The organism is Nonomuraea sp. NPDC002799 (assembly GCF_053592075.1).
On record NZ_JBSFVA010000032.1, the window covers coordinates 58088 to 84733 of the forward strand.

At 68.4% G+C, this 26646-nt stretch carries 35 protein-coding genes, 2 tRNA genes and 1 pseudogene; 16 read left to right on the forward strand and 22 right to left on the reverse strand.

Going from position 1 to position 26646, the window contains the following annotated elements:
- Positions 1–46: 46 nt before the first annotated feature.
- From ACWD0F_RS39590 to ACWD0F_RS39640, 11 genes are all read right to left on the reverse strand, one after another.
- Positions 47–613 carry a TMEM165/GDT1 family protein gene (locus tag ACWD0F_RS39590; protein ID WP_449885884.1) on the reverse strand — a complete coding sequence of 189 codons (567 nt, stop codon included), beginning with the start codon at positions 611–613 and terminating at the stop codon, positions 47–49.
- A 227-nt stretch (positions 614–840) separates the two neighbouring features.
- On the reverse strand, positions 841–1872 hold the full coding sequence (locus tag ACWD0F_RS39595) for a UDP-N-acetylmuramate dehydrogenase (RefSeq protein ID WP_449886056.1): 1032 nt from the start codon (positions 1870–1872) through the stop codon (positions 841–843).
- Positions 1873–1889: 17 nt separating this feature from the next.
- On the reverse strand, positions 1890–3059 hold the full coding sequence (locus ACWD0F_RS39600; RefSeq protein WP_449885887.1) for a hypothetical protein: 1170 nt from the start codon (positions 3057–3059) through the stop codon (positions 1890–1892).
- 157 nt (positions 3060–3216) lie between these two features.
- Positions 3217–3645 carry a MaoC family dehydratase gene (locus tag ACWD0F_RS39605; protein ID WP_449885889.1) on the reverse strand — a complete coding sequence of 143 codons (429 nt, stop codon included), beginning with the start codon at positions 3643–3645 and terminating at the stop codon, positions 3217–3219.
- 1 nt (position 3646) lies between these two features.
- Positions 3647–4096, reverse strand: coding sequence for a MaoC family dehydratase N-terminal domain-containing protein (locus ACWD0F_RS39610; RefSeq protein WP_449885892.1), 450 nt, complete (start codon positions 4094–4096; stop codon positions 3647–3649).
- 325 nt (positions 4097–4421) lie between these two features.
- Positions 4422–4586, reverse strand: coding sequence for a 50S ribosomal protein L33 (gene rpmG, locus ACWD0F_RS39615; protein ID WP_019632658.1), 165 nt, complete (start codon positions 4584–4586; stop codon positions 4422–4424).
- A 71-nt stretch (positions 4587–4657) separates the two neighbouring features.
- Positions 4658–4731 (reverse strand) — tRNA-Met (locus ACWD0F_RS39620).
- Between the two features lie 263 nt (positions 4732–4994).
- Complete coding sequence (locus ACWD0F_RS39625) at positions 4995–5834, reverse strand: protein phosphatase 2C domain-containing protein (RefSeq protein ID WP_449885895.1); 840 nt, start codon at positions 5832–5834, stop codon at positions 4995–4997.
- 99 nt (positions 5835–5933) lie between these two features.
- Positions 5934–6006, reverse strand: a tRNA-Thr gene (locus ACWD0F_RS39630).
- A 39-nt stretch (positions 6007–6045) separates the two neighbouring features.
- Complete coding sequence (locus ACWD0F_RS39635; protein ID WP_449885897.1) at positions 6046–6276, reverse strand: transposase; 231 nt, start codon at positions 6274–6276, stop codon at positions 6046–6048.
- A gap of 221 nt (positions 6277–6497) precedes the next feature.
- The gene (locus tag ACWD0F_RS39640) at positions 6498–7502 is read right to left on the reverse strand and encodes a GH25 family lysozyme (RefSeq protein WP_449885900.1); all 1005 of its coding nucleotides are present in this window, start codon (positions 7500–7502) and stop codon (positions 6498–6500) included.
- Between the two features lie 409 nt (positions 7503–7911).
- Here ACWD0F_RS39640 and ACWD0F_RS39645 point away from each other — a divergent pair, with 409 nt between their 5' ends.
- Genes ACWD0F_RS39645 through ACWD0F_RS39655 form a run of 3 tightly spaced genes read left to right on the forward strand, consistent with a single transcriptional unit; the run spans position 7912 to position 10198 of the window.
- The gene (locus ACWD0F_RS39645; protein WP_449885903.1) at positions 7912–8910 is read left to right on the forward strand and encodes an ATP-binding cassette domain-containing protein; all 999 of its coding nucleotides are present in this window, start codon (positions 7912–7914) and stop codon (positions 8908–8910) included.
- Positions 8891–9634 carry an ABC transporter permease gene (locus ACWD0F_RS39650; protein WP_449885906.1) on the forward strand — a complete coding sequence of 248 codons (744 nt, stop codon included), beginning with the start codon at positions 8891–8893 and terminating at the stop codon, positions 9632–9634. Before ACWD0F_RS39645 ends, ACWD0F_RS39650 begins: the two co-directional genes overlap by 20 nt.
- Positions 9635–9682: 48 nt before the next feature.
- On the forward strand, positions 9683–10198 hold the full coding sequence (locus tag ACWD0F_RS39655) for an NUDIX hydrolase (protein WP_449885909.1): 516 nt from the start codon (positions 9683–9685) through the stop codon (positions 10196–10198).
- Between the two features lie 78 nt (positions 10199–10276).
- Here the strand turns inward: ACWD0F_RS39655 and ACWD0F_RS39660 are convergent, their stop codons facing one another.
- From ACWD0F_RS39660 to ACWD0F_RS39670, 3 genes are all read right to left on the reverse strand, one after another.
- Positions 10277–10957: a flavin reductase family protein gene (locus tag ACWD0F_RS39660; RefSeq protein ID WP_449885911.1), complete on the reverse strand. Its 681-nt coding sequence runs from the start codon at positions 10955–10957 to the stop codon at positions 10277–10279.
- Positions 10958–11079: 122 nt separating this feature from the next.
- Positions 11080–11460, reverse strand: a complete 381-nt coding sequence (locus ACWD0F_RS39665) for a DUF2255 family protein (RefSeq protein ID WP_449885913.1) — start codon at positions 11458–11460, stop codon at positions 11080–11082.
- Between the two features lie 142 nt (positions 11461–11602).
- Positions 11603–12217, reverse strand: coding sequence for a cadmium resistance transporter (locus ACWD0F_RS39670; protein WP_449885916.1), 615 nt, complete (start codon positions 12215–12217; stop codon positions 11603–11605).
- Between the two features lie 210 nt (positions 12218–12427).
- Here ACWD0F_RS39670 and ACWD0F_RS39675 point away from each other — a divergent pair, with 210 nt between their 5' ends.
- Both ACWD0F_RS39675 and ACWD0F_RS39680 read left to right on the forward strand, forming a co-directional pair.
- Entirely contained in the window at positions 12428–12790 is a 363-nt protein-coding gene (locus ACWD0F_RS39675) for a hypothetical protein (protein WP_449885918.1), read from the forward strand.
- 189 nt (positions 12791–12979) lie between these two features.
- Entirely contained in the window at positions 12980–13138 is a 159-nt protein-coding gene (locus ACWD0F_RS39680) for a hypothetical protein (RefSeq protein ID WP_449885921.1), read from the forward strand.
- On the opposite strand, the gene ACWD0F_RS39685 is transcribed toward ACWD0F_RS39680, so the two are convergent.
- Positions 13123–13434 (reverse strand): hypothetical protein, encoded by a 312-nt coding sequence (locus tag ACWD0F_RS39685; RefSeq protein WP_449886069.1) that lies wholly within the window; start codon positions 13432–13434, stop codon positions 13123–13125. The genes ACWD0F_RS39680 and ACWD0F_RS39685 overlap by 16 nt on opposite strands.
- On the opposite strand from ACWD0F_RS39685, the gene ACWD0F_RS39690 reads away from it, so the two are divergent.
- The 3 genes from ACWD0F_RS39690 (at position 13366) to ACWD0F_RS39700 (ending at position 15631) form a co-directional block, all read left to right on the forward strand.
- Entirely contained in the window at positions 13366–13980 is a 615-nt protein-coding gene (locus ACWD0F_RS39690) for an MBL fold metallo-hydrolase (protein WP_449886059.1), read from the forward strand. The genes ACWD0F_RS39685 and ACWD0F_RS39690 overlap by 69 nt on opposite strands.
- Positions 13981–14145: 165 nt before the next feature.
- Positions 14146–14775 carry a DUF1349 domain-containing protein gene (locus tag ACWD0F_RS39695; protein WP_449885923.1) on the forward strand — a complete coding sequence of 210 codons (630 nt, stop codon included), beginning with the start codon at positions 14146–14148 and terminating at the stop codon, positions 14773–14775.
- Positions 14776–15142: 367 nt separating this feature from the next.
- Positions 15143–15631, forward strand: a complete 489-nt coding sequence (locus ACWD0F_RS39700; RefSeq protein ID WP_449885926.1) for a CAP family protein — start codon at positions 15143–15145, stop codon at positions 15629–15631.
- A 69-nt stretch (positions 15632–15700) separates the two neighbouring features.
- On the opposite strand, the gene ACWD0F_RS39705 is transcribed toward ACWD0F_RS39700, so the two are convergent.
- Positions 15701–15892 carry a hypothetical protein gene (locus ACWD0F_RS39705; RefSeq protein ID WP_449885928.1) on the reverse strand — a complete coding sequence of 64 codons (192 nt, stop codon included), beginning with the start codon at positions 15890–15892 and terminating at the stop codon, positions 15701–15703.
- 101 nt (positions 15893–15993) lie between these two features.
- Between ACWD0F_RS39705 and ACWD0F_RS39710 the strand changes: the two genes are divergently transcribed.
- Positions 15994–16314 (forward strand): hypothetical protein, encoded by a 321-nt coding sequence (locus ACWD0F_RS39710; RefSeq protein ID WP_449885931.1) that lies wholly within the window; start codon positions 15994–15996, stop codon positions 16312–16314.
- Positions 16315–16354: 40 nt separating this feature from the next.
- The gene (locus ACWD0F_RS39715) at positions 16355–17038 is read left to right on the forward strand and encodes a dihydrofolate reductase family protein (protein ID WP_449885934.1); all 684 of its coding nucleotides are present in this window, start codon (positions 16355–16357) and stop codon (positions 17036–17038) included.
- Positions 17039–17048: 10 nt separating this feature from the next.
- Here ACWD0F_RS39715 and ACWD0F_RS39720 read toward each other — a convergent pair whose 3' ends face one another.
- Positions 17049–18071, reverse strand: a complete 1023-nt coding sequence (locus ACWD0F_RS39720; RefSeq protein ID WP_449885936.1) for a zinc-dependent alcohol dehydrogenase family protein — start codon at positions 18069–18071, stop codon at positions 17049–17051.
- A 193-nt stretch (positions 18072–18264) separates the two neighbouring features.
- Here ACWD0F_RS39720 and ACWD0F_RS39725 point away from each other — a divergent pair, with 193 nt between their 5' ends.
- From ACWD0F_RS39725 to ACWD0F_RS39740, 4 genes are all read left to right on the forward strand, one after another.
- Positions 18265–18783 (forward strand): toxin-antitoxin system HicB family antitoxin, encoded by a 519-nt coding sequence (locus ACWD0F_RS39725; RefSeq protein WP_449885938.1) that lies wholly within the window; start codon positions 18265–18267, stop codon positions 18781–18783.
- A 74-nt stretch (positions 18784–18857) separates the two neighbouring features.
- Positions 18858–19706 carry a DUF4097 family beta strand repeat-containing protein gene (locus tag ACWD0F_RS39730; protein ID WP_449885940.1) on the forward strand — a complete coding sequence of 283 codons (849 nt, stop codon included), beginning with the start codon at positions 18858–18860 and terminating at the stop codon, positions 19704–19706.
- A 27-nt stretch (positions 19707–19733) separates the two neighbouring features.
- The gene (locus ACWD0F_RS39735; protein ID WP_449886062.1) at positions 19734–20678 is read left to right on the forward strand and encodes an ATP-binding cassette domain-containing protein; all 945 of its coding nucleotides are present in this window, start codon (positions 19734–19736) and stop codon (positions 20676–20678) included.
- On the forward strand, positions 20675–21466 hold the full coding sequence (locus ACWD0F_RS39740) for an ABC transporter permease (protein ID WP_449885943.1): 792 nt from the start codon (positions 20675–20677) through the stop codon (positions 21464–21466). Before ACWD0F_RS39735 ends, ACWD0F_RS39740 begins: the two co-directional genes overlap by 4 nt.
- Positions 21467–21493: 27 nt before the next feature.
- Here ACWD0F_RS39740 and ACWD0F_RS39745 read toward each other — a convergent pair whose 3' ends face one another.
- Together ACWD0F_RS39745 and ACWD0F_RS39750 are read right to left on the reverse strand one after the other, a co-directional pair.
- The gene (locus ACWD0F_RS39745; protein ID WP_449885945.1) at positions 21494–21895 is read right to left on the reverse strand and encodes a YybH family protein; all 402 of its coding nucleotides are present in this window, start codon (positions 21893–21895) and stop codon (positions 21494–21496) included.
- 198 nt (positions 21896–22093) lie between these two features.
- Positions 22094–23716 carry a hypothetical protein gene (locus ACWD0F_RS39750; protein ID WP_449885948.1) on the reverse strand — a complete coding sequence of 541 codons (1623 nt, stop codon included), beginning with the start codon at positions 23714–23716 and terminating at the stop codon, positions 22094–22096.
- A 227-nt stretch (positions 23717–23943) separates the two neighbouring features.
- On the opposite strand from ACWD0F_RS39750, the pseudogene ACWD0F_RS39755 reads away from it, so the two are divergent.
- Positions 23944–24264 (forward strand): annotated as a pseudogene (locus tag ACWD0F_RS39755) (TetR-like C-terminal domain-containing protein); the annotation flags it as partial.
- A 106-nt stretch (positions 24265–24370) separates the two neighbouring features.
- On the opposite strand, the gene ACWD0F_RS39760 reads toward ACWD0F_RS39755, so the two are convergent.
- Together ACWD0F_RS39760 and ACWD0F_RS39765 are read right to left on the reverse strand one after the other, a co-directional pair.
- Entirely contained in the window at positions 24371–24817 is a 447-nt protein-coding gene (locus tag ACWD0F_RS39760) for an N-acetyltransferase family protein (RefSeq protein WP_449885950.1), read from the reverse strand.
- A gap of 173 nt (positions 24818–24990) precedes the next feature.
- Complete coding sequence (locus ACWD0F_RS39765) at positions 24991–25383, reverse strand: hypothetical protein (protein ID WP_449885953.1); 393 nt, start codon at positions 25381–25383, stop codon at positions 24991–24993.
- 27 nt (positions 25384–25410) lie between these two features.
- Here ACWD0F_RS39765 and ACWD0F_RS39770 point away from each other — a divergent pair, with 27 nt between their 5' ends.
- On the forward strand, positions 25411–25881 hold the full coding sequence (locus tag ACWD0F_RS39770) for a DUF6461 domain-containing protein (protein ID WP_449886064.1): 471 nt from the start codon (positions 25411–25413) through the stop codon (positions 25879–25881).
- A gap of 251 nt (positions 25882–26132) precedes the next feature.
- On the opposite strand, the gene ACWD0F_RS39775 is transcribed toward ACWD0F_RS39770, so the two are convergent.
- Positions 26133–26630, reverse strand: a complete 498-nt coding sequence (locus tag ACWD0F_RS39775) for a winged helix-turn-helix domain-containing protein (RefSeq protein WP_449885956.1) — start codon at positions 26628–26630, stop codon at positions 26133–26135.
- Positions 26631–26646 lie beyond the last annotated feature (16 nt).

A 26646-nucleotide genomic window follows, 5' to 3' on the forward strand; every position in this document is an offset into this window, starting at 1 on the left:
GTTCCTCACTCGGTGTTTCTCAGCGCAGCGCCTCGTCAGCCGTTCCTCAGAGCAGCGCCTCGGCCAGCAGCACGACCCCGAACACCGCGAACGCGGCGGCGGCGCCGTACCGGATGGCCTTCTCCGGCAGGTGCTTGCCCAGCAGCCGGCCCACCACGATGGCCAGCGCGTCCGCCGCCACCATGCCGACCGTCGAGCCGATCCACGTGCCCACCCAGCCGTGCTTCGTGGCGAGCGTGATGGTGGCCAGCATCGTCTTGTCGCCCAGCTCGCTCAGGAAGAACGCCACGGTCACCGCGATCACGGCGTTCCTGGTGGTGCGCTGGGCCTTCTTGGACTCCTCCTCGGTGAGCTCGTCACCGCGCAGCGTCCACGCGGCGAACGCGAGGAAGGCCAGGCCCGCCACCACGGAGATGGCCGTCGTCGGCAGCGCGTCGCCGATCAGACCGCCCACGGCGACGCTGAGCAGGTGCACGACGGTCGTGGCGATCGTGATGCCCAGGAGCACGGGCCAGGTCTTGAAACGAGTCGCGAACGTCATGGCCATCAACTGGCTCTTGTCGCCGAGCTCAGCCACGAAGATCACGACGAGGCTGATCCAGAACGCTTCCAAACGGTCCTCTTCCGCGCGACCGAGCCGGAAGCAGGCACCCAGGGAGATTTTCGGGCACGACTTCGGCCCGGCAGCGTCTTGTCACATGACTGCCAGGCCGAAGGTCTCGTCCGCCCGTATGAAGGCCCGTGTGACCGGGCGCGATGACGCGCCAGCATGTCGATCACACGATTGGGACTACTCCCCTTCGGTAATTTCAACTCACCATAACAGCCCGGCGGAGGGAGCTATTCCGCCAGGGTGCAGCCGACCAGCACCGGCTCGTTGACCAGGGTGACCCCGAACTTCTCGGACACCCCGTCACGCACCTCCCTGGCCAAGGCCAGCAGGTCGGCGGTGGTGCCGGTGCCCGTGGGGTTGGTGAGGGCGAGGGTGTGCTTGGTGGAGATGCGCGCCCGGCCGCGCTCGTAGCCCTTGGGAAAACCGGCCTGCTCGATCAGCCAGGCGGCGGGCACCTTGACGGAGCCGCCGGGCAGGTCCCAGTGCGGATGCCCGGGAGCGCGCACGGCCAGCTCCCCGGCCTCCTCGGCCGACAGGATCGGATTGGTGAAGAACGAGCCGGCGCTGCGCGTGTCGGGATCGTCCGGGTCGAGCACCATGCCCTTGCCGCGCCGCAGCGCCAGGACGGCCTCGCGGGCCGGGGCCAGCGGCACCCGCTCGCCGACCTCGACCTCCAGCTTCTTGGCCAGCTCCGCGTACGCCACCGCGCCCGACGACTCCGAGACGTCCAGCGCGTACGTCACCGCGAGCACCACGTGCCGGGCCAGGTCGCGCTTGAAGGCGCTGTCACGGTAGGAGAACCCGCACTGCCGCGCCTCCAGGTCCACCACCTGCCGGGTGAGACGGTCGTAGGCCCGGACACACCGGATGGTCTGGGCGACCTCCTGCCCGTACGCGCCGACGTTCTGGATGGGCGTCGAGCCCACCAGCCCGGGGATGCCCGACATGCACTCGATGCCCGACCACCCCTCGGCCACCGCACGGGCCACCAGCAGGTCCCAGTCCTCCCCCGCCTCGACCGTGACGACGGCCTGCTCCCCGTCACGGGAGACCGTCACGCCCTCGGTCGCGACCTTGATGACCAGTCCGTCGAACCCCTCGTCGGCCACCACGACGTTGCTGCCGCCGCCTAGCACCAGCGTGGGCACGCCGTTGCGGTCGGCGTCGGCGGTCAGGGACACGAGCTGTTCCGCCGAGGTGGCCTCGGCGAAGTCGCGGGCGGGACCGCCCAGGCGCAGCGTGGTGTACGGCGCGAGCATCTCCATGAGCACCAAGCTTATGAGTCTCGCAGCCTGCGCAGCACCCCCGCGTAGTTGCGCCCGCACTCACGGGCCCGGTAGTCGGGGGCGACTTCATGAGGGCCGAGCCTGGTCACGGGCAGGGTCTTGCCGGGGACGACGAGGTCGCCGCCGAGGGCCAAAGAGAACTCCAGATCGGCGTTCCCGCCGTAGTGGGCGTCCTCGGGGAGCGCGCCCAGCGCGGTCGCTCTGCGTACGGCCATGAGCTCCCCGCCCAGCGCCCGCACCTTCCCAGGCCCGGCCACCCGCCACCGCGCCCGCGCATCGCCACTCGCCGGCGTCGTGCCGCCGTCCTGCGGATGGCCGCCCGCCGGCGTCGTGCCGCCGTTCTGTGGATGGCCGCCCGCCGGCGTCGTGCCGCCGTTCTGCGAGTGGTCGGGTTGCCAGGCCGCAGGGGCGTCCTGGCCCTCGCCCTCCACCGGCTCCAGGCCGTGCCAGCCTGCCGCGACCGCTCCCTCGATGACCGCCGCCACCAGCGGCGTCAGCGCGTCGCCACGCAGCACCACGTCCGTCTCCATCAGCACGTGCACGCTCGACTCGTCCAGCCGCAGCAGCTTGGCGCGGCTCTCCCCCCAGGTCGCCGTGCCCCCACGCCAGTGCGGCCGCTCGGCGACGTGCCACACGGCGATCCGCTCCGGATGCCGGTCGGCCAGCTCGTCCAGCACGTCACCGGCGCCGTCAATGTTGCCCAGGTCGAGGGCGAGCACCCGCGCGTGCGTGTGATCGATCAGCGACTGAACGGACTTCGCCACGTCGTCCGGCCAGCCGTCGGCGAGCAGGCTCACGCTGACGGTGACGTCCTTGGTCTCCAACCGCTGACGCTCGGCGTTGACGCCCAGGTCGTCGAGGCGGTTGGTGGCCAGCGTGCCGTCCCAGATGCGCTGGGCGTGCAGCATGTCGTCACCGGGATCGCCGTGCTGGCCCGGGTCGCCGGAGAAGCCCAGCTCGGCGGCGGGGTTCTGGCGAGCGTGCGTCCCCGCGAGCCGGGCCCCGGCCGTCCCGACCCCGGTGGCCGCTCCAGGCCGCGCGGCGGCCCGCCCACCGGCCGCCTGCCTGCCGGCGGCCCGCCCACCGGCCGCCTGTCCACCGGTCGTGTCCCGTCCGCTGCCCGTGCCTCCCGCCACCTGCTCCATGCGTGCGGGCCGCATGTGCCCGGGAGGCTTGGTATCCGTGACGGCCGAAACGGGGATCGATCGAACCGAGGGCCACACCTGTCGCAAACCATCACTCATGGGGACTACGCGTACCCACGACCAGCCCGACATATCATCCCGCCACCGTCATGCCATGACGATCAGCACCACGTCAGGAGAGCTGCACCACCGCACGCGCCTTCGACAGGACCCGCGCGTCGCCCGACCTCGCGAGCAGCCCGATGACCACCCGCTTGTCCGCAAGCTTCTCCTCCACCACCCCGCTGACGGAGATCGTCGCCCCTTGATCGTCATCGGGTACGACCACCATCGAGGAGAACCGCACCCCGAAGTCCACCACCGCGCCCGGATCCCCGGCCCAGTCGGTGACGTACCGGCCGGCCTGCGCCATCGTGAACATCCCGTGCGCGATCACGTCCGGCAATCCGACCATCTTGGCGAACCGCTCGTTCCAGTGGATCTGGTTGAAGTCTCCGGACGCCCCGGCGTACATCACCAGGTTGGCCCGGCGCACGTTGTAGTCCACGGCCGGGATCTCCTGCCCGACCTCAAGCTCGTCGTACTTCATGGTGGCGGTCATCTCAGCCTGCCCCTCCACGCTCGACGATCGTGTTGTAGGTGACGCAGACAGGCTCACCGTCGACGGTGGCCACGTCGCTCCGCACGGTCAGCAGCTCGTTGCGCCCGGCGGTCCTGATGTCGGTGATCGTCGCCGTTACCACGAGCTGGTCGCCGGCATAGACGGGACGTACGTACTCGAAGCGCTGCTCGCCGTGGACCACCATGGCGAAGTTGAGGCCGAGACCCGGGTCCGCGAGCGCCTCGCCTCCGCTCTGCAGGCTGAAGACGATGGGGAACGTCGGGGGCGCGATCACGTCGGGATAGCCGGCGGCCTGGGCGGCCTCTCTGTCGCGGTAGAGCGGGTTGTTGTCACCGATCGCGGCCGCGAATTCCCTGATCTTCACCCGGCTGACCTCGTAGGGGGCGCCGGGCGGGTACGTTCTGCCCACGAAGTCACGGTTCAAGGCCATCAGCGGCTCCCTCGCATGTCTCCGCAGCCGAGCGCTGCTCCCTCAGACGCTAACAGAACAACATTCGGCCGTCCCTGGTAAAGGAGCTATCTTTTACGGCGGAGCGCACCTGCCCGCCACCCGCCGGCCATGGCCGGCGACCTCCAGGAATACGCCCGCTGACCGCCACGTGGCAACCGCCGTCACGCGCGCCCGCCTGCCCGGCCACGTGGTGACAGGGGCACCGCCCGGCACCGCTGCTCTGTAGCCCCAGACACGACGAACCGGCGCCCTGCTGAGGAGCGCCGGTTGTTCGATATGAAGGATATGGGGTCTGCCCGGAGAACTATCGGGTCTCGCGGTGCGCGCGGTGGCAGCGGCAGTTGGGGCAGTACTTCTTCAGCTCAAGCCGATCCGGGTCATTGCGCCGGTTCTTCCGCGTGATGTAGTTGCGGTGCTTGCACTCCTGGCAGGCCAGCGTGATCTTCGGCCTAACGTCGGTGGCAGCCACTTGGGAGTGCCTTTCTACGTTCGAGACATGGACACGCCCGTGCCCAGGCCGATCGACCTGGGAATGGGCAGTAGCGGAGGCCGGACTTGAACCGGCGACACAACGATTATGAGCCGTTTGCTCTGCCTGACTGAGCTACTCCGCCTTTGAGCCGGTAAGACCCCGGCCCCGTAGAGGATACCCGACGTGGTGAGCACATTAGTAACTCACCCGATCAGGTGGGGTCCCCCTAGTATGCCCCAGGAACCCCCGACAATCGAAATCAAGAGCCAGGCACGCGGGGATCTTGATCGGAGGTGCCGGTCAGACTAGCAGCCACCCGCCCCCGCACGCCAACCCAACTACCCCGCCCGCACTCGCCCCACACCCGCCCGGGAGTCACGTCCTTTCGTGTGGGACGCGTCGCGATCAAGCGCTTCGGCTCGCCCGGATGGGCAGGTACGCGGCGGCGACGTCGTCACACCGCTTGGCCCGCGGCCACCGCTCGCCGGCAGGATCGCTCGCTTCCGCCATGCGTACGCGATCGAACAGCCGCTCGGGGGTGGCGGAGCCCAGGATGTCGAGGACGTCGGCGAACGTTCCGAGCCCGAACTCGACGAACCGGGTGGCACCATCTGACAGAAGCGCGACGCGGCGTGTGTCATCGGAGGAGAACGTTCCGGTCAGCGCGTCGTAGGCGGCTTCGGGATCGTTCGACGCGATCGGGTATCCGCCGGCCCGCTTGTTCCGCTTGCGCCGCTGGTTCTCCACGAAGGCGATGCGCGCTGCTTGATGTTCGGGAGTGCCCGTCGGCAGGACGGTCATGGCTTGCCATAAGTCGGCGCCCACGCTCTCGATACGCCTGTCCGAGACGGTCTCGACCTTTCCCTCCGCTTCTGCGACGAAGGTGGAGTCGCCGAGCACCAGATAGTCCACGATGCCGTTGACCCGCCGCACCATGATGACCGTGCTCGATGGGGTTCCAGGGTCATTGAGGTCGCACCCTACGCAGTGCGACTCCGCCACGGCATCGATGGCTTGTGCCAGGGCGGTTGTCAGCGAGGTGGCCGGGTCGCGCATGTTGAACATCAGGTGGTCCCCGAGCCGGCTCACGTACCAAGGGGTGCCGTGGTGGCAGCCGGTCGGGAGTTCGGATGGGCCGCCGGCGCCGTCGAGCAGGACAGCCCTGGCGGAGGTGCCGTTGACCGTGGCGGCGACGTAGTCCTCGTTCGGCTTGTCGTCGCGTCCCGGCCGAGTGTCGATGTACATGGCAACTGATTTTCTCGATCGATCGCATTTCTGTCGCCGCAACAAGAAACGCCCGGCTCCGAGTTATCTCGGACCGAGCGTTTTGCCTGTCAGAATGCGAGCCCCCAAACGGAATCGAACCGTTGACCTTCTCCTTACCATGGAGACGCTCTGCCGACTGAGCTATAGGGGCCTGTCCGGCGCTGCGGACAGGTGTAACCATACACGGCACTCAGCGATGACGCGAACTCGTTGTGGCGCCCAGAACGGCCTCCGCCCGCCGCCGCTCCGGCAGCTCGATCACCTCGCACAGATCGGCCAGATCGAGGTGCCGGGCCACTTCCTTCACCGTGGTGCAGTCGGCGATGACCCACCCGTGCCTGAGCACCCGCAGCACCTGCCGCCCCGCGTGCACCACGCCTACGACCTCGTAGCCGTCGAGCCCCACCCATCGCCTGTCCATAGCGGCACACATTAGCCGCCGGGTCTCTCATTTTTCGTCGCGCCACAGGCGTTACAGGCATACCGAGTCGGTACCGATCAGGCGGGAAGCCGCGCGACCTGCGTGCGCGAGCCGGACCTCCACGACGGCACGCGCCCACTCAACAGCACAGACGCCGTGGCGGTCAGCAGGAGCGACGCCGCCGCCACGGCCCGTGGCCGCCCCCATTCACATGGGTGTTCTCATCGGGAGGTGAGTTTGAGCTTGACCGACCCGACGGTGACGTTGACGCCGACCCGGCCTTTCGTCCTGGCGGGCTTGGTGGCGATCGTGAACGTCACCTTCTTCCCCCGCGCCAGCTCGCCGACCGTGCAGCGCACCGCCGTGCCGCTGAACGTGCACCCGGACGCCTTGATCACCCGTTGCCCGCCGAACGTCCGCCCCGACAGTTTGACGTCCTTGACCGGGTACGGCCCGGTGTTGGAGATCGTCACCGTGTACGACCTCCGGCTCCGCGCCACCCCCGACACGGTCACCTCGGCCGGCGGATCGGCCAGCCCCTTGAGCTGGGACTCCGAGCCGTTGAACGCGTTCTGACCGCCGGCCAGCGTGCCCTTCTCCGCCGACTGCCAGAACGTGTGCTTCTTCCAGCCCTTCGGCAGCTCGCCGGGCTCGCTGCCCCAGCGCGCCAGCCAGAGCGGGTTCGCCGTGAACTTGCTGGAATTGCCGGTGCACGTCTGCCACCAGCTCGTGGTGGTGTAGATGATCGCGTGGCGGCCGGTCGCCTGGCGGTACTTCTTCGTGAAGTCCTTGATCCAGGTCACCATGTCCTTGGCGGACAGGTCGTAACAGTTGTTCTTGCCGTTCTTGTCCTTGTACGGGTTGTCTTCGATATCGAGCACTCCGGGCAGGGTTTGGCCGTCGGTGATCCAGTTGCCGCCGTTCTGGAGAAAATAGTCGGCCTGCGCTGTCCCATCGGATTCGTGCGGTTGCGCAAAGTGATAAGCGCTCCTGATCAGCCCGGCTCCGGCAGCGCCGCCGAACTGCGCGTCGAAACGCGGGTTTCGATAGTTCGTCCCCTCGGTGGCATGGACGAACGCGAACTTCCCGCCCCCCGAGACCACGGTTTCCCACTCGATGTCGCCAGTCCAGTTACTGACGTCCACGCCGGGAACCCCGTCCGCCGCCTCGGCGACGCCGGTCATCCCCATCATCGCAATTATCGCAAATAACCACAGACGTTTCACGCGGGAGATCATTGCGGAGCTTCAACAATGCCGCAAGTCACGAAATATCAACAGTTTTCGATACGTGGCGCGTCCCGCCCAGACGATCGGCCGCAACCGGCGCCGTACCCGCTGAAACCGGCAGTCCGAGCGCCCACCCCCGGGCGTCCGCGCGGCCGCCGCCACCCCCGCCCGGCCCACCCGTCCACGAAAAGCCGAAAAATCCTCCACAACTCGGAAATCCGCACGTCAGAGCCCGGAAATCGGCCACCGGAGAACCCTCGCCCGAGACGTCGTTCCCGCAGGTCAGAGCCGTATATGAAAGGTATGTTCGCGTTTGCCAGACCGGATTTCCCGTGCGCAAACTGGGCTCGATCCTTGAAACAAGCCCGGACCAGGGCTTTCTTCGTCATGCCCGGAGGCGCCGACCATGATCCAAGCCCGGGGACTCACCCGTGTGTTCACCGTCAAGAAGGAATCCGTGGCCGCCGTACGAGGCATCGACCTGGACGTGGCGGCCGGTCAGCTCGTGGCCTTCCTGGGCCCGAACGGCGCCGGAAAATCCACCACCCTCCGCATGCTCACCACCCTCCTGCCGCCCACCTCGGGCACCGCCATGGTGGCGGGCCACGACGTGACCAGGGACGCGGCGGGCGTACGGGCCCGCATCGGCTACGTGGGCCAGCGCAACGGCGCGGGCGAGAACTTCCGCGTCCGCGACGAGCTCGTCACCCAGGGCCGCTGCTACGGCCTGGATCTCAGGCAGGCGGGCACCCGCGCCGACGAGCTGCTCGACCTGCTGGACCTCAGACCCCTGGCCAAGCGCAAGCCGGGCACGCTCTCGGGCGGCCAGCGCCGCCGCCTGGACATCGCGCTCGGGCTCGTCCACCGTCCCGCCCTGCTCTTCCTCGACGAACCCTCGACCGGCCTGGACCCGAAGAGCCGCGCGGAGATCTGGCAGCACATCCTCCGGCTGCGGGAGACGTACGGGACGACGCTCTTCCTCACCACGCACTACCTGGAGGAGGCCGACAACATGGCCGAGCGCGTCGTGATCATCGACAACGGCCGGATCATCGCGGACGGCACCGCCGAACAGCTCAAGAACGACCTCGCCGGCGACCACGTCACCATCACCACCAGCACGGAGGACGAGGCCAGGCGGGCCGCCCACCTGACCGGCACAGCGGCGGCGGGCACAGGGACGGGCACAGGGACGGCGGGCGCAACGGTCGCGGGAGTAGAGGTCGCGGGCACGACCGTGCGCATCCGGGTCCCGAACGCGGCCACCGCCCTGCCCGCGTACCTCCGCACCCTGGACGACTCCGGCATCAAGGTCACCGCCGCCGAGACCATCCGCCCCACTCTGGACGACGTGTTCCTCACTCTGACCGGGAGAAGCCTCACCGATGACGACATTCCTGCGTGACACCACCACCGTCTTCTCCCGCGAGTTCGCGCCGGTCCTGCGCGAGCCCGCCGGGCTGCTGTTCGAGATGGGGCAGCCGCTGCTGTTCCTGTTCCTGTTCGGGTCGCTGCTGGACGGCGCGATGGGATCGTCATGGCAGTGGTTCGTGCCGGGCATCCTCGTCATGATGAGCCTGACCGGCCCGATGTCCTCCGGCTACACGCTGCTGGTCGAGCTGATCGGCGGCTCGATGGAGCGCCTGATGGTCACGCCGCTGAGCCGCACCGCGATGCTGGTCGGCCGGGCCATGAAGGAGTTGGTCATCCTGCTGGCGCAGGCCGTGCTGATCATCCTGCTCGCCCTCCCGCTGGGCTTCGAGCTCCATCCGGTGGGGGTCCTGGCGGGGCTGGCCCAGCTCGTCGTCTTCGGCGTGGGCCTGAGCGCGCTCTCGTTCGTCCTGGCCATCAAGTCGGGGAGCGGCGGCACCCTGTTCTACATCGTCAGCCAGTCGGTCACCTTCCCCCTGCTGCTCCTGTCGGGTGTCCTGCTCCCGATGGAGACCGCGCCGGCCTGGCTCCGCGCGGCCGGGCAGCTCAACCCGGTCGCCTACATCGTCGACGCCCAGCGCGCCCTCTTCTCCGGCGACCTGACCGACCCCGCCATCCTGTACGGCACCGCGGCGGCCTGCGCCATCGCCGCGATCGGCCTCTACCTGGGCAACCGCGCCATGCGCAAAGGCGTCTGACCGCACCACCCCCTAGGCTGGTCACCACCGACGCCGAAAGGGGGCTCCATGCCGCAGTTGGTCGCGACGAACACGGTGCCCTGGATCCCCGTGGCCCACCGGCTGGACCTGATGCTCTCCCCGGCCCTCCCGCCGGCGGACCAGACCACGTCGGCGTTCGCGTTCGTGTCGGACCAGGCGGGCCGCATCCTCATGACGTACGTCGACCGGGAGGGCCGTGGCTGGGACATCCCCGGCGGGCACCTCGATCCCGGCGAGAACGCCATCGATGCCGCGGTCCGGGAGCTCTACGAGGAAACCGGCCTGCGCCTGGCGCCCGCCGGCCTGTCCGTCTTCGCCTGGGAGCGCATCGAGCTCCTGGTCCCGGCGCCGGCCGGCTACCGCTACGCGCCTTTGACGTACATGGCGATGTTCCGGGCGGTCGTGCCGGGGCCGGGCGGCCCGACGAGCCCGCCCGCCGGCTCGGAGAGCACCCGCGCGGAATGGCTCCCGCGCCAGGAGATCGAGCGCCTGTGCCCCGGCCGCACCTGGCTCGCACTCCTGGACATCGCGGGCGCACCCTGAGCCGGAGCATCCGAACATCGCGGGCGCACCCTGAGCCGGGGCGTCCTAGCCGGAGCGTCTGGAGATCGCGGGCCGGCTCTAGGCCGGCGACTGGAGATCGCGGGCGCGCTCCAGATCGGCTGTTCGGTACACCCGCTCGGGGATGCTCGCCAGCGTCGACGGATGCACCTGCGGCCCCAGGCCGTACAACTTCTGGAAGCTCATGATCAGCGGCCGCCAGGCGTCGGGATCGATGCGGTCGTCGGTCCCCGCCATGCGGATGTCGTCATGCACGAAGACGCGCCGCACCCGCACCTCGAACGCCAGCACCCCACCGTCGTCCCCCACCGGATGCGTGGCCTCGACCACGGCCTCCATGCTCACCGGGCACTCGCCCACCCGGGGCGGCGCCACCGTCTCCGACGGGACGGCGCTCAGCCCCGCCCGCCCGAACTTGTCCGCCACGAACCGGTAACCCCGCTCCTGCTTCCGCTTGGGAACGGGGTCGGACCCGGTAGTCAGCGCCAGCCGGTCCACGGCGGCGGCGAGGTCGGCAGAGGGCAGGTTCAGGACGCATTCCCCCGTCCTGAGCAGGTTCTGGGCCGTCTGGGCCCGTGCCCCCAGTCCCAGCACCGCCCGCCAGCCGAGCCAGAACACCGAGGACATCGGGGCCAGGTTGGCCGTGCCGTCCTCGTTCGTAGAGGAGATCAGAACGACGGGGGTGCCGAAGTAGAGGATGTTCGGCTCGATACGGGTGTGCCTGTCGGCCACAGTGTCCATGCGCACCAGCTTCGCCGCTGGTCCCGGCCGGGCGCTGGCGGAGTTCGGACGTCTCGCTGGGGTCACACGTCGCCCGCCGGCCGGCGAACCCGCGGCGCGGTCGCGTCGTCCCACGTTGCGAGCTATCCGGCACGGGGCACGAGTCTGGTCGTCGAGGCTCGCGCCTGCGGCGTGAGAATGGAGTCGACGATGTTCCGGGCGTAGCGGTGATACTTGGCGCGGTAGCCGGCGTCGATCTCGTCGTTGAGGCCGGGGTCCACGTCGGCGAAGGTGACGTCCCTGCCGACGCCGCCGGCCTCGATGCGCCCTCGGTGCTGGGTCTGGGTGCCGCGGAACCAGGCGCCCTCGCGTCCGTTCACGGCTCGTACGTACAGGTCGTCGCCGTGCCGTACGACCCAGATCGTCACCGGATCGCGCAGGCTGCCGTCCCGTCGCAACGACGAGATCTCCAGCTCCTCCGCGTCGCCGATCTTGGTGAGGTCGTCGCTCGTCCAGGTGGCCATGTCGTCCTCCAGCGGATGTCGCCGACACCGTAGATCAAGTGAGTCTTCCCCCCCTGTGGGGCGTCATCCGACCTACCCAGCGACGGCCGGAACTCCGTGGGCGGCACGCATGGTCCTTACCGGTTATCGGCAAAGCCGTCGATCAGAAGAGCTCCGCAAGGATCAACATCCCGAGGATCATGAAGACCACCGGCACCAGCCAGTGCCCGTAGCGTTCGACGATCTCGACGACCTTCTGGTGCGAGCCGAGCCACGAGCCGGCCAGGCACCACAGCGCGACTCCGACCGCGAACACCCCGATGGTCACGAGGACCGGGCCGGCGCCGATGGTCCTGAACACCGGGGTGTAGACGGAGATGTTGTCGGCGCCGTTGGCGATCGTCACGCCCGCGACCGAGAACAGGCCGGAGGCGACGGGTGACGCCGCCTGACCACCACCGCCACCGCCACCGCCGTCGCGGGCGCGGGCGCGGGCGCGAAGGGCCGAGACCAGGCCCCGGAGGCCGAGCGCGAGGGGGACCAGGCCGAGCAGGCCCACCCAGTCGTCCGGAATGATCGTCAGGCCGAGGGCGGCGACGACCGACACGAGGACGAGGACGGCGATCCCGGCGTACTGGCCGCCCCAGATCTGCCACGGCCTCGGGCGCCCGCCGGCTCGCGAGGACAGGAACAACACCGTCAGGACGATGATGTCGTCCACGTTCGTGCCGGCGAACATCCCTGCCGCCGTCGCGAGCACCCCTGCGATCCCGTCCACGGCCGCGAACCTATCCTGCCCGAGGCTCACGCGTACGGGCACAGGCTGGAGCGGCAGATCTGGTCCGGCGAGCAGCCCAAAGTCGACCGATGGCCGCAGTGTGACGCACATTACATCGTGATCGAGTCACAGCGGCGTCCCGCGAAACCCTCTTGTGTACAGCACGGCAATCGGCTCGTGCGATCACCTCATTGCCCAAGAGGAGAAACGTTGAAGAAGATCTCTGCCGCTTTCGCGGCGGCCCTGGTCTCCAGCACCGTGATCGCGACCACGGCCATCACCATGGCTCCCGCACACGCTCAGGATCGTCAGACCATCGCCACCACACCCAGCACCGCGCAGGCCGGCACCAAGGTCACGACGGTGAAGGCGGCGGCCTACCAGAACGCCCAGGCTCAGACCGCTCAGGCCTATGCGGGTGCATGGCGCTTCACCGGAAACCTTTATGCCAAAAAGTTCGACTGCGTCGACGCCGGCCAGCAATATCAGCGTGAAGGCTGGCCGTACCAGTGCCGCTACGCCTATTTCTCATTCACCGATCAATACCTTTACTGGCTTTACATCTATGACTGATCCACCGTGACAACGTACGGATGGTCAGTCGAACGCGAGCCATGTCCCTTGAGCGGCCGCTGTTCACGTCACCACGTTGTCGGCCGGCGGGGCACCGGCACGCCCGGCCGGCCTCGTGGGCCTCGGCGAGCTCGACGGCGAGCCGGGGCGCCAGGTTCGGCGATCTCGTCGTCGCGGTGCCGGAAGTAGATGGGCGGGCTGAGCACCAGCGCGTCCGGCCGGGCCGGCGCGACCGCCGCCGCACGATCGAGCGCTTCAGCGGTGCCGGCCGCGGTGACGTTGCACCGGCCCGCCGGTGAGCTCGCGGCGCTGCAGTCGCTCTTCCCCGGCACTCACCCTGCCGCCTGACCGGAAGGCCCGCCGACGAGATCGCCGACAGGGGTATTTTTCCGGTGCTGTACGGGATCCTTCGCGTCGAGGTGGCACAGCCCGCCCGGCTTGCGCGAGCGAAATGACGGAGAGCGACATTGACGAAGGTCACGTTCCTGGGAACCGGAAATTTTCACAGCACCGATCGATACTGGAACGGGTTCGTTCTCGATGATCACATCCTGGTCGAACCGTCGCCCGCTGTCGTGCCCCACCTGCGACGATGCGGAATCGACGCCGCGAGCATCGACGTGGTGGCCATCTCCCATTTCCACGCCGACCACACCTTCGGGTGGCCCTTCCTCCTCCTCGAACTGCTGGGCCGCCACGGCGGCACACCACTCTTCGTGGTCGGGCCTGCGGGGATCGAGGATTTCCTGTCCAGGATGATGGACCTGGCGGGGGTGCCCGGCATCCACAAGGAGGCCCACCAGAAGCTCGACATCCGCTACGTCGAGGTCGACGGCTCCTGGCAGGTCGCCGGTCCCCTCCGGTTCCGGGCGGTGGAGGTGGACCACGTGCCGCATCTCGACTGTTACGGATACATCTTCGAGCGAGGCGCCTCGACCGTCGGATACTCGGGTGACACCCGGCTGGGCGTCGGTCTCGACACGCTGGCCGCGGCCAGTGCGACGCTGATCCTGGAATGCAACGGCCCGCACCATCCCGCGACCGGGCACATGGACGTCGAGCAGGTCGAGGCGCTGCGCGAACGATTCCCCGACGTGCCGTTCGTGCTGACGCATCTGGGCCCCGGGATCGACGCGGCGCACATCGACGCCTGCGTCGTGCCGGACGACTTCCAGACCATCGAGGTCTGACCGGCGGGCGACGGGGTTCCCGGCTGTCCCACGCCGGATGCCGCCGCGAGTGAGTCCAGCATCTCCGCCCGCACGAACGCCCCGGCGTTGTCGTTCCCCCGCGCCCATTGATCCCCGGGGAAGTCTGGCACGAGACTGTCAATCCCGGACGACCATGGAGACGACATGCCCCTCACCCGGAACGTGCCCGGCCTGCCCTTCACGCTCTCGCCGTCCCCCGAGGCGGCGTGGACGATCACTGAGGCCCCTCCCGCCAAGGTGACGGCCTCGGCGGCCCCCCACTCCGACATCTTCATCGACCCGGGAACGGACACCCAGCTCAACGCCGAGTCGATGCTCAACGCGGCGACCCTGCTCGGCGTTCCTCCGGACGGCGACTTCCAGCTCAGCGCCCGCGTCACCGTGGACTTCGCCTCGACCTTCGACGCGGGGGTGCTGCTCCTGTGGATCGACGACCAGCACTGGGGCAAGCTCTGCTTCGAGTTCTCCCCCGACGGCGAGCCCATGATCGTCTCGGTGGTCGCCCGCGGTGTCGCCGACGACGCCAACGGCTTCGTCGTCGATGGCCGGACGGTGTGGTTGCGGGTCTCCCGGATCGGCCACACCTTCGCCTACCACGCCTCCCTCGACGGGAAGACCTGGCGGATGGTGCGCTTCTTCACCATCGAGGGCGCGTCCACGTCCGCCGCGATCGGCTTCGAGGCGCAGTCGCCCACCGGTGACGGATGCGTCGTCACCTTCGACGACATCCGCTTCACGCGCGAGCGCCTGGGCGACCTGCGCGACGGCTCGTGACCCCGGCAAGACCACCCGGCAGGCGCGGTCCCAGCCGGTGGTTGTCCCGAAGCGGCCACCAGGATTGCCGCACCTGCGGCCCTCATGTTCCACTCAATGCCTCACGAGGACGCGGACCCGCCGCCCGGCATTCTCCACCGCACGGGTCCGCCGAATTCTCCTGCGCGCTTTCTTTGCGCATTTCATCTGCCCGGCTGAATATCCGCGACGTACCGCCCGAATTAATTACGGCCCTCCCCTTCGAGCCCCCTCCGAGAAAAACTTCTTGCCGGACCGCAGAATGCGGCAGAAGATTGGCCGAGAAATCGCGATCGGCAAGAAATCGTGATTCCGGCAGGCGCCCCAGCGCGCCATTTGAGGATGTCCCATGCCAGGAACCCGTCCCGCGCTCCCCGACGCAACCACGCCCGAATTCCAGGCCGAAGCGCTCGCCCAGGCCAACGCCTTCCGGGCCAAGCACCACGCTCCGCCGCTGGTCATGGACCCTGAGCTCAACGCGTACGCCAAGGCGCGGGCACTCTCCCGCTCCGAGCAGGAGCAGCTCAATGCCGGGCACACCGACCTGCGCGCGCAGACGGGCGAGAACATCTTCTGGGGCGGCGGCTCCGAAGCACTGCCCGGATCGGACGCGGTCACGAGCTGGTACGACGAGATCAGCGCCTACGACTTCGCCGCCGCCACATTCTCACCCGACGCCGGCCACTTCACCCAGCTCGTCTGGAAAGGCAGCACGAAGGTCGGCATCGGACGCGCCGCAGGACAGGGCAGCACCTACTTCGAGACGTACATCGTGTTCGTCTTCGAAGCGCGCGGAAACATGCAGGGCGCTTTCGCGAACAATGTGCTGCCCGCCTGACCGGACACCGCGGTGACTCGTTCCGTTCCTGCTCGACGAGCCCACCTCCCACCTCGACCGGCGGAGACATCAGCTCCGTCGGTCGCGATGTTCAGTTATGGCGCAGGCGATCGCTCCGAGCATGGCGATCAGTGCCATCTGGAGGAGAAGAGCGCCTGCGCCTTGCTCTCCGGCCAGGGTGAGGAACCCGCCGATGATGAGGCCGGTGGTGCCGACTGCGAGGAAGATGTTCCGGCCGGTGAGCCCAAAGAGTCGAAACACGGGGCGATGCTACGGGCACACCAGGGGCCGGTCCAGGTCAGGCCGGCGGCCCAGGGGCGGACGGCGAGGTGATCGGTCTCCCGTCAGATCCGCTCGGCTTGGTGCGGCGGACCGATTGGGCCTCGCTCGAACACGCCTTGGGCCCGGCCGGCGACACCCCCGGCGCGCTGGCCGACCTTCTCACCGGCACGCCGGAGGCCCAGGCCGAAGCCGTCGGCCACCTCAACGACCCGGTGCACCATCAGAACACCCTCTACTCGGCAACCGCCCCGGCGGCTCTGTACGTCGCCGCGGCATACCGGGCCATGGCCGTAGACGTCCTCGGGGCGTGGGGCGAAGAGCCCGTCCCTCTGGCCGAACAGGCGGCTGGGGGCCGAACACCCTGGACCGCCGAAGACTTCAGCAGTGAGCCGCCTTTCTGATCCGCGGTCGTCCGATGAGTTCGTGGCCGGACGCTGGTCTATGTTCGTACCGGCACCCGAGCCGGACTACAAGGAGGACCTCATGGGCGCGATCCACATCGACCTGTTCGCGACGCTCGACCTGGTCGGCCAGGCGCCGGGTGATCCCGAGGAGGACCCCGACGGCTTCCCGTACGGAGGATGGCAGGCGCCCTTGTTCGACGAGACGGTCGGCCGGCACGTCGGCGCCGGGCTGGAGGGCACGGACGCCCTGCTGCTGGGCCGCAGGACCTACGACATCTTCGCCGCGTACTGGCCGGACCAGGCCGACGGCGTCGACGGCGGGATCGCCACGCTGTTCAACGACATCCCGAAGTACGTCGCCTCGCGCGGCAACCCGGACCTGGACTGGGCCGGCTCGACCCAACTGGGGCCCGACCTGGTGAGCGCCGTGCGCGAGCTGCGTGACAAGCACCAGCACGTCCACGTGATCGGCAGCCTGAACCTGGTGCAGACCCTCCTGCGCGAGCGCCTCTTCGACCGGCTCGACCTGTGGATGTTCCCCATCGTGCTCGGTGTCGGCAAGAAGGTGTTCGACGGCGGCGCGGTGCCTGCCAACCTGGTGCTCCTCGAACCGCCCGTCGCCTCTCCCACAGGCGCCGTGCTCCTGCGTTACGGCCTGGGCGCGGGGATCCCCGGCAGCGGGGACATGCGGCGCGAAGACCGCGGCGCCGGTTCGAGCTGAACGACGCCGGTCAGGGCTGGAGGAGGGTCTTGATCGCGCGGCGTTCGTCCATGGCCTTGTAGCCCTCGGCGGCCTGGTCCAACGGCAGGACGAGGTCGAAGACCTTGCCGGGATCGATCTTCCGCTGCCAGATCAGGTCGATCAGCTCGGGCAGATACCGGCGCACCGGGGCCGGGCCGCCGAGCAGGCTGACCTGGGCGAGGAAGAGCTCCTCCCCGCTGAGAGCGACGTCGTGGTTGACGCCCACGAAGCCGACATGGCCACCGGGGCGGGTGGAGCGGATGGCCTGCTGCATCGACTCCTGGGTGCCGACCGCTTCGACGACCGAGTGGGCGCCCAGCCCGCCGGTGAGCTCCTTGACCTTGGCCACGCCGTCGTCGCCTCGCTCGGTGACGACGTCGGTGGCGCCGAACTCCCGGGCCAGCTTCTGGCGCGCCTCGTGGCGGCTCATGGCGATGATCCGCTCGGCGCCCAGTTGCTTGGCGGCCAGCACCGCCATCAGGCCGACCGCGCCGTCGCCGACGACCGCCACCGTCTTGCCGGGGCCGGTCTCGGCGGCCGCCGCGCCGAACCAGCCGGTGCCCAGCACGTCGGAGGCGGCCAGGAGGCTGGGAATCAGCTCCGGGCCGGGCATGTCCGGGGTGGCCACGAGTGTGCCGTCGGCGTGCGGGATCCGGGCTCGTTCGGACTGGGTGCCGACCTCGTTCATGAACACGCGGTTGACGCAGGAGGAGGGGTAGCCGGAGCGGCAGATCTCGCAGGTGCTGTCGGAGGCGACGAACGAGCCCACGACGAACTGGCCGGGCTTGACGGTCTTGACCTCGCCGCCGACCTCCTCGACGGTCCCGACGTACTCGTGTCCCATCGGCGTGGGCTGGTCGACGGCGTCGACCCCGCGATAGGGCCACAGGTCCGAGCCGCAGACACAGGCCGCCGTCAGCCGGATGATCGCATCCGTCGGGGCGGTGATCTTCGGGTCGGCGATCTCCTCCACCCGGACGTCGCCGGGGGCGTGCAGCACTACACCACGCATGTCGTTCACTCCTTGATCCTGTTGTGCAAAGCCGGGCAAGCTGGCCACTACCCATCAAAAGTGCTGGTCAGACGGCGAGGAAGGCATTGATGAGAGGTGCACTGGCAGGCGGGAGCTCACGCCCGAGCCAAAGTGATGCCAATCAGAGCCAATGTGGCTTGTCGATGGCATCACCGTGTGCCATAGTTATGCCATGGACCTGACCCCGTACGTGGCTTCCCTCGGTCGCGAGCTGCTGACCGCCGTCGAGACCGGTGATCGTGACGCCGGCGCGCTGATCGAGCGGCTGACCGTGTCGATGGAGTCGGCGATCCGGCTCACCCTGCTGGAGACGTTGTCGGCGGCTGCCGACGAGATCACCCGAGACCTGGCCGCCGGCTCGGTCCAGGTGCGCCTGCGTGGCCGCGACCCGAGCTTCGTCGTGACGGATCGGCTGGCGGAGCAGCCCTTCGAGGACGCCCCGGAGCCGGGCGCGGCGTCGGCTGACGACGCCGCGGCAAGCTTCGAGGACGGCCCCCTGACCCGGATCAACGTCCGCCTTCCGGAGCAGCTCAAGACCGCGATCGAGGAGGCGGCCGGCAAGGAGGGCCGCTCGCTCAACGCCTGGCTGGTGCGGGCCGCCTCGACCGCGCTGCAGGCACCGGAGCGCGACCACGGCTCCGACCGGCGCGGCAAGCGCGGCGCGCAGCGTCACACCGGCTGGGCTCGCTAGCTCACACCGACATCGTTCTTCGAACGTCTCCGGCCAGCGGAAACGTTCTTCTGACTCCTTCTGATGGGATAGCCATGTCCGTTTTCGCCACGCCCGAACCCATCTCCGCCACGATCGAGCTCTCCGCCGGTGACGTGCAGATCATCGCGAGTGACCGGACCGACACCGTCGTCGAGGTGCGGCCGAGCGACGAGTTCGACGAGTCCGATGTGGAGGCCGCGCGGAAGACGCGCGTCGACTACGCCAACGGCACGTTGACGATCCGCGGGCCGAAGGCCCGCATCGCCGACTTCTCCAAGAAGACCAGGTCGGTCGACGTGCTGATCGAGCTGCCCACCGGCTCGCAGGTGCACACGGACGTGGCGGCAGCGGACGTGCGCGGCGTCGGCACGCTGGGAGAGTGCCGGCTCAAGGCGTCCGTCGGTCATTTCCGCCTCGACCGCACCGGGCCGCTTCGAGTGAACACCTCCGGTGGCGACATCACTATCGAAACGGTCGCGGGCAACGCCGAGGTCACCACCGGCACCGGGCGCGTGCGCATCGGCGAGATCGACGGCACCGCCGTCGTCAAGAACAGCAACGGCAACACCGACCTCGGCACCGTCACCGGCGAACTGCGGGTGCGCTCGGCCAACGGCGACATCTCCATCGACCAGGCCGACGCCATGGTGGACGCCAAGACCTCCAACGGCGCCATTCGCGTCGGCCAGGTCACGCGCGACACCGTCACGCTGCAGACCTCGGTCGGCCACCTCGAAATCGGGATCGCCGCCGGCACCGCCGCATGGTTCGACCTGAAGACCTCGCATGGGCGGGTGGAGAACGCGCTCGACGACCTCGGCGGAGCTCCGGAGAAGTCCGAGCGAACCGTCGAAGTCCGCGCGCAGACGTCGTTCGGCGACATCACCGTCCGCCGTTCCTGACCAGACCTCGAAGGGGTTCTCATGACCATGCCATCCCAACCCGCGATCACGGCGACCGGACTGCGCCGCTCGTACGGCGACCATGTCGTGCTCGACGGCGTCGACCTGAACGTCCCGCGTGGCACCGTTTTCTCGTTGCTCGGCGCCAACGGCGCCGGCAAGACCACCACAGTCAAGATCCTGTCCACCCTGATCGGCGCCGACGGGGGCAGCGCGCGGATCGCGGGTCACGACCTGTTCACCGAGCCGGACGCGGTACGCGCCGCGATCGGCGTCACCGGCCAGTTCTCGGCGGTCGACAACCTGCTGACCGGCCGGGAAAACCTGATCATGATGGCGGACCTGCACCACCTCGGCCGGCAGGCGGGCAGGCGCAGGACCGACCAGTTGCTCGAACAGTTCGACCTCGTCGACGCGGCCGGCAAGACGGGGGCGACCTACTCCGGCGGGATGCGGCGCCGGCTCGACCTCGCGATGACACTGGTCGGCTCACCGCAAGTGATCTTCCTCGACGAGCCGACCACCGGGCTGGACCCGCGCAGCCGCCGCGCCATGTGGCAGATCGTGCGCGAACTCGTGGCGGACGGCGTCAGCATCTTCCTCACCACCCAGTATCTGGAGGAGGCCGACGAGCTCGCCGACCGGATCGCGGTGCTCGACCACGGGCAGATCGTCGCCGAGGGCACCGCGGACGAGCTCAAGCGCCGCATACCCGGCGGCCACGTCCTGCTGCGGTTCGCCGGCGAGCGTGACCTCGAATCCGCGGCGCGGGCCGTGGGCCAGGTGTCCCGCGACAGCGACACGCTCGTTCTGCGGGTGCCGCACGACGGCAGCCTCAGGTCGCTGAAGGCGCTGATCGACCGGCTTGACCAGAACGCGGTCGCGGTCGAATCGCTGAGCGTGCACACCCCCGACCTCGACGACGTCTTCCTCGCTCTCACCGGCAACAAGGAGAAGGTGACCGCACGATGAGCACCGTGTCCCACGCCCTGACCGACTCGGCGACGATGTTGCGCCGCAACCTCAAGCGCATGGTGCGCTACCCGTCCATGACGGTGATGCTCATCGCCATGCCGATCGTCTTCCTGCTGCTGTTCGTCTACGTCTTCGGCGGCACGCTCGGCGCCGGCCTCAGCGGCGTCGCCGGCGGACGTGCGGAGTACGTCAACTACGTCACCCCCGCGATCATCCTGATGACGATCACCGCCGCGGTCCAGGGCACCACCATCGCGATCGCCATGGACATGACCGAGGGCATCGTCGACCGGTTCCGGACCATGGCCATCGCCCGGGTGTCCGTCCTGACCGGACACGTCATCGGCAGCCTGATCCAGACGATGCTCAGCATCACGGCGGTCCTCGGCGTCGCCCTGCTCATCGGCTTCCGGCCGTCGGCGGGGCCCGGCGACTGGCTCGCCCTCATCGGTGTCCTGGTGATGATGGCCTTCGCCTTCATCTGGCTGGCGGTCGCGCTGGGCCTGGCCAGCAAGACCGTCGAGTCGTCGAGCAACGTCGGCATGCCGCTGCTGCTGCTCCCGTTCCTGGGCAGCGGGTTCGTCCCGACCGACTCGATGCCCACCGTGCTGCGCTGGTTCGCCGAGTACCAGCCGTTCACGCCGCTCATCGAGACCCTGCGCGGCCTGCTGATGGGCACGCCGATCGGGAACAACGCCGTCATCGCGACCGGCTGGTGCGTCGCCATCGCGCTCGGCGGCTACCTCTGGTCGAAGAAGCTGTTCAACCGCGAATCCACCCGCTGAGCCGCACCTGACCCAACGTGGCCCAGCTCAGTGCCGGCCACCGGTTCCCGGTGCTACACCGAACGGGTTGTCGATGACATAGCGCCAGCGCCCATGTTGCCCGCGTCGGGCGACATCGGTGGCGGTGCCCTCGATGTGCACGGGGCGGCCATCACGGTCCGTGCCGTCGATGACCCAGTCGACGATCAGCAAGGCGATGTCGCCCGCGGTGTAGACGTGTCGCGGCCGAACGGAGATCGGCAGCCCGAGATGCAGGAATCGCTCATTGGCGGCATGAGCCTCCTGCCCGGTCAACGGTGAGCCCGGCTCTGGAACGAACACCGCCCCGTTCTCATAGACTTCCGCCACCGCCTCCGCATCACCGGTGTTGAACCGCTCGGCGAACACCGCGGGCACATCCTCGGGACGCTCAGCAAGCTGCCGCATCATCGATGCATGTCCTTCCAGCAGGTAGAAATCACTCAGACGCGGCAACGCTAGGAGGTGCCCTCGTGACTCACCAAACGGTTGGCCACCCCGCCCGGCCAGGCGTGCCCGACGACCCTCGCGCCTGCAAGCCCTGTGGGACTGGGGCGCAGAGCACCAGCCATCCCTGCCGGCCGATGGATGAGCGCGTTGCCCTACCGGCTATTCACGAACCGTGACGTCGCGCTCCACCCACGTTCCCCGGTAGGAGCCGTCGCCTCCCCACTCAACGGCGTAGGTGTATACACCGGGCTCGGCAGGGGTGTCGGTGAAGCTGAAAGACCCGTCACCAGCGGGCGTCAGCTCGAACAGCTGGGTCATGTCGGCGCGAGCGAGAGCACGATGCACCTTGAGCGAGGTGGTCGGCGGGAACACCTGGTCACCGGCCTTCAGCACACCGCTGAACTGGAGCTGTTCGCCGACGGTCCCTTCTGCCGGCGCGGACAGCGTCAGGGACGAAGGAGGCAGAGTGAAGGATATGGTCCTAGAGGTTCTGCTCCACCGGTGACCTGAACTGCCGTTCCAGAGCACGTTATAGGTATATTTGCCGACCGGCTGGGTGTCGGTGATGGTGAACGTGCCATCCGCCGCGGTCGTCACATCCGGCAGGGGTGTCGCGACACGACCGCCACCTACCAGCGGCGTGCGGGTCACCGTCACGGTCTGCGCCCCCGGAGCCGAATCATCGCTCAGCGTGAGCCGTCCCGCCAGGGTGAACTCTTTGTCCGCGATCGCCGTGGATGGCCCCGTCAAGGTCAGCTTGGACGGCGGGAGAGTCGCTCCGTGCAGCCGCCACAGCCGGAGCCGCTTGTCCTGCTGCCCCCACACCACGCCGAAGATATCGGTGCCGGAGAAGGCGAGACTCCCCGGGAGGCCGGCCGGCGACGGGGTGGCCGTGTGCAGCTCCGTCGCCGTGGCAGCGTCGTACAGGGCGAGGGCGTTCTTCCATCCGCCTACGACGTGGGCGCCGTCCGGGCTGATCGCGACGGCTGCCGGGGAGTCCTGCGCACCCGTGGCGTAGTCACGGATCTTGGCCAGGCTGGTGGTGTCCCAGGCGCCGAGCTGGTGGGTGCCGGCGTCCACCGAGATGACCGTCGAACCGTCGGGCGTTATGGCGAGGTCGCTGGGGACAGCCTGGTCGTAGGTGTGACTCTCGATGCCGCCGCGCAGGGTGGCGGGGGTGCCGCCGACGTCGTATACCAGCAGGCTGGAGGGACCGGCGGTCGGATCGGGGAACGGCTCGACCGGCGGACCGGCGGACGTGATGGCGACCACCAGCGTGTCCCCCGCGGCGGCGACCCGCGGCGCGCCGTACGTACTGGCGTCGATGGGGACGGGCTCCGGTGCCGGCGCCGACAGGTCGAGACCGAGGACGCCGCCTCCGGCCGCGCGCCAGCAGCCGTAGCCGACCCACAACCGGCTGCCGGACAGTGACAGGCTCACCGGGCACGGGTAGGCGGTCAGGTCGATGCGCCGGACGATGGAGAGGTCGGCGGTGTCGACTTCGGCCACCTCGTTCGAACCACCCAGAGCGGCGTACAGGCGGGTGCCGTCCGGGCTGAGGGCCAGGCCGGCCGCGCCGGACAGGCCGGTGATGGCACCGGTGAGCACGCCCTGGGTGTCCGTGACGATGATCTGGCTGTACACGGAGACGAAGACTTTTCCGCCGCCTGCGGCCACGTCACCGCTCCGCGCGCTGGGAGACGGGATGAACGTACCGAGATCCGTCGTGGAGTCGGCGGCTGAGGCGGCCGGCGCGAGCGAGGTGAGCAGGCCGGCCGCCACGGCTAACGCGCTGCCGAAAGCGAGCAGGCGGCGCGTGACTGGTGATGTGGTCGTGGCGCCGCGCTTCGGGAGTCGCGGTAAGCGCGTGCGCCCTCCTGAGCCGGTCGGGTGTCGTCCATCCGCCTGAGTGGCGAATGCTGTTTTATGGGAACAAATGTTCGGCATATCCGTGATCATGATGGCGGGCGTACCGGGAGTCAAGCCCCGCCTTTCTCACGTGGCTCAAGACGCTCGCCGTACTCGCCGACCGTGCCGGACAGGCGCTGATCCGGGCCATGGTCTCGGCCGGCCACCACAGTCAGGTCGCGCAGGTCGTCCGCGCGTTCTGGGCCGAGCACACCACAATGGTCGCCGAGATCGTTGCCCGTGCCGTCCTCCGCGGCGAACTGCCCCCCGGCACCCAGCCGGCCGACATATCACGAGCCATCGGGGCGCCGCTGTACATGCGGTTGCTCGTCACCGCCGAACCACTCGACCACAAAGCCGCCGACCAATCAGCCGCGGCCGTTGCCGCCGCCGCCCGTGCCGGCGTCTTCGTCACACCGTGATCAAAGGCTGCGGCGCCAGGATTGATCACGAAATGCGGGCCAGATCCAGTTTCACGTGTCGTCGACACCTTTGAAGCCGAACGTGGCGCGATCGTCATGCCCAGCGTTACAACGACAGCTTGAACCCGTCGTGACTGCGAACGAAGCCCAGCGAGTCGTAGAAACGATGCGCCTCGGTGCGCCTCTTGTTGCTGGTGAGCTGGACCAGAGTGCACCCTCGGGCGCGTGCCCGATCGATCGCCCAGGTGAGCACCTCGCGGCCCAGTCCTGCCCCACGTCGATCGGCACGTATCCGGACTGCCTCGATCAGCGCTCGCTCTTGTCCGTGGCGTCCCAGGCCGGGAATGTAGGTCAACTGGAGGCAGCCAAGGACCGTGCCGTCTCCCTCATCCAAGACGATCATCTCGTTTCGCTCATCCATATCGACGGCCTTGAAGGCCTGCTCATACGCATCGTCGACTTCGACAGCTCCCGGATCGATCACATTGTCGTCATCAGCCAGGAGCGCGATGATCGCAGGCAGGTCCCGGCGCGTCGCAGTACGGAGTTCCACGCCACAGAGCATGCCAGGCACCCGAGCACAGATACGCAGCGAGGTCCTCAATAGCCGGCACGTCGCGAGCCTCGCCGCGCCCGGACCTGGTGTGCGGTTCGCGATACCTCCGGCCGGCCTTTGGCCGTCGTAGAGGTCCCGCTGCCCGCCGACCGGCATGAGTGGGAAGACGCCTACCCGATCGGCTGATGCTGGGGAAGGCTTACGACCTTGCCTGGCGCTGTCGTACAGGTCGGCGTGCGTGCGCCCTGCGCGGAAGCGGAGCCGGCCATCAGGGCCAGCACGATGCCAGGAACCACGATCACACCCATGACCAGGCCGTAGAACCACATCCCGGCCGTGCTGCGCAACGCCACCGCCACCAGCAGGCCGAGGATTGGTCCACCGACCCCCACGCCGAATACGGCGTACATCAACACGCTTCCCAACTCCGCGTTCCTCGCCTCGGCGCCTGCCAGGGCGAAGCCGTAGTGAAGGCTCAGCGACGCCAGGCCGGCCGTGCTGACGAACCAAAGGAAACCGATCAGCAAGAGTCCTGCCGGACCCCAACGGCGTAGCGACTTCATGATCACCAGTATTGCCCCGTTTCGTCCATCGGGGCAGCCGGAGGTTGGCCAGCGTGCGGTCGCCGTAGCGGCCCTGCTGAGGGCGGCTCGGTCATCGTCGAGCCGGCAGGCTACATGGGAATCATGCGCGACGCGGTTCGCCCGTTGTCGGCGGCCACTGTGCTGGCCAGCGTTCACAACGACGTCAATCAGCACGCCAGATTCATCTTCGCCGCCGACGGAAAGGTGATCACTGGTCTCGACCCGATGTTTCCCGATGAGCCGCGCTGGGGCGCCGAACCGGATCGGCTCCTGCCGCACTTGGAAGACCTCGGGCTGGCCAATGAGTTCGATGAGGATGATGAGGAATGGCAAGAGCCCGGTGAGCGGTTCGTCGAGGCGGCGCTGGCACTGGCCGAACGTTGTACTGGCGTCCGGCTGACACCTGAACAGGTACGCGGCCCGCTGCCGTATGCAGCCTCCGTCGCGCACCTGTACGAGGTGCGGAACGGGCCCTGACTGGGTGTGGCAGGTGTCAGGTTCGAACTGGCGTAAGAGGTGCCGACGGTCTTACAGTCCTGCCGAACGAGGCTCCGAGCCAGCATTTCTCAACGATGCGCGCCCTGACTGGAACGCATTGAAAATGGTTGGTTGTCAGGGCAGGGACAGGGACACCGATCAGGGCCTCGTCGCCTCACCGAGCGGCGGTGGCGAAGGGCAGCGACCCCGTAAGGTCGCGCGCCTGGCCCGCCGAGCATGATGGTCCGGGATCATGCGGATTTGGCAAGCTGCTGAGGATCGGGTGTGAAGCGGTAGCCCATGCCGGGTTCGGTGATCAGGTGGACGGGGCGAGCGGGGACGCGTTCGAGTTTCCGGCGTAGCTGGGCCATGTACTGCCGCAGATAGTGGGTTTCCTTGACGCACGAGGCACCCCAAACCTCCTCGAGAAGGCGACGCCGATCGATCAGCTTGTCCGGATGGCGCAGCAGCACCTCCAAGAGATGCCACTCGGTAGGGGTCAGGCGGACACCTCCGGAGACCGTCCTACCGCTCAGGTCGATGACGTGGTCACCGAGCCGGATGCGAGCCGGCTCGACATCCAAGGCGGCAGCACTGAGCCTCGGCCGCACGGTGTCGGAGCTTCTGTGCCTTACGGGTTCGCGTCCGCCTTTCTTGATGGTCAAGGAGAATCGGTTGGCTTCGATGTCCAACTCGACCATGAGTGTCCCCAAGTTGGCTCGGAGCCGTCTGCCGATGATGCGCGTCACGATGTTTCCTTCCTGG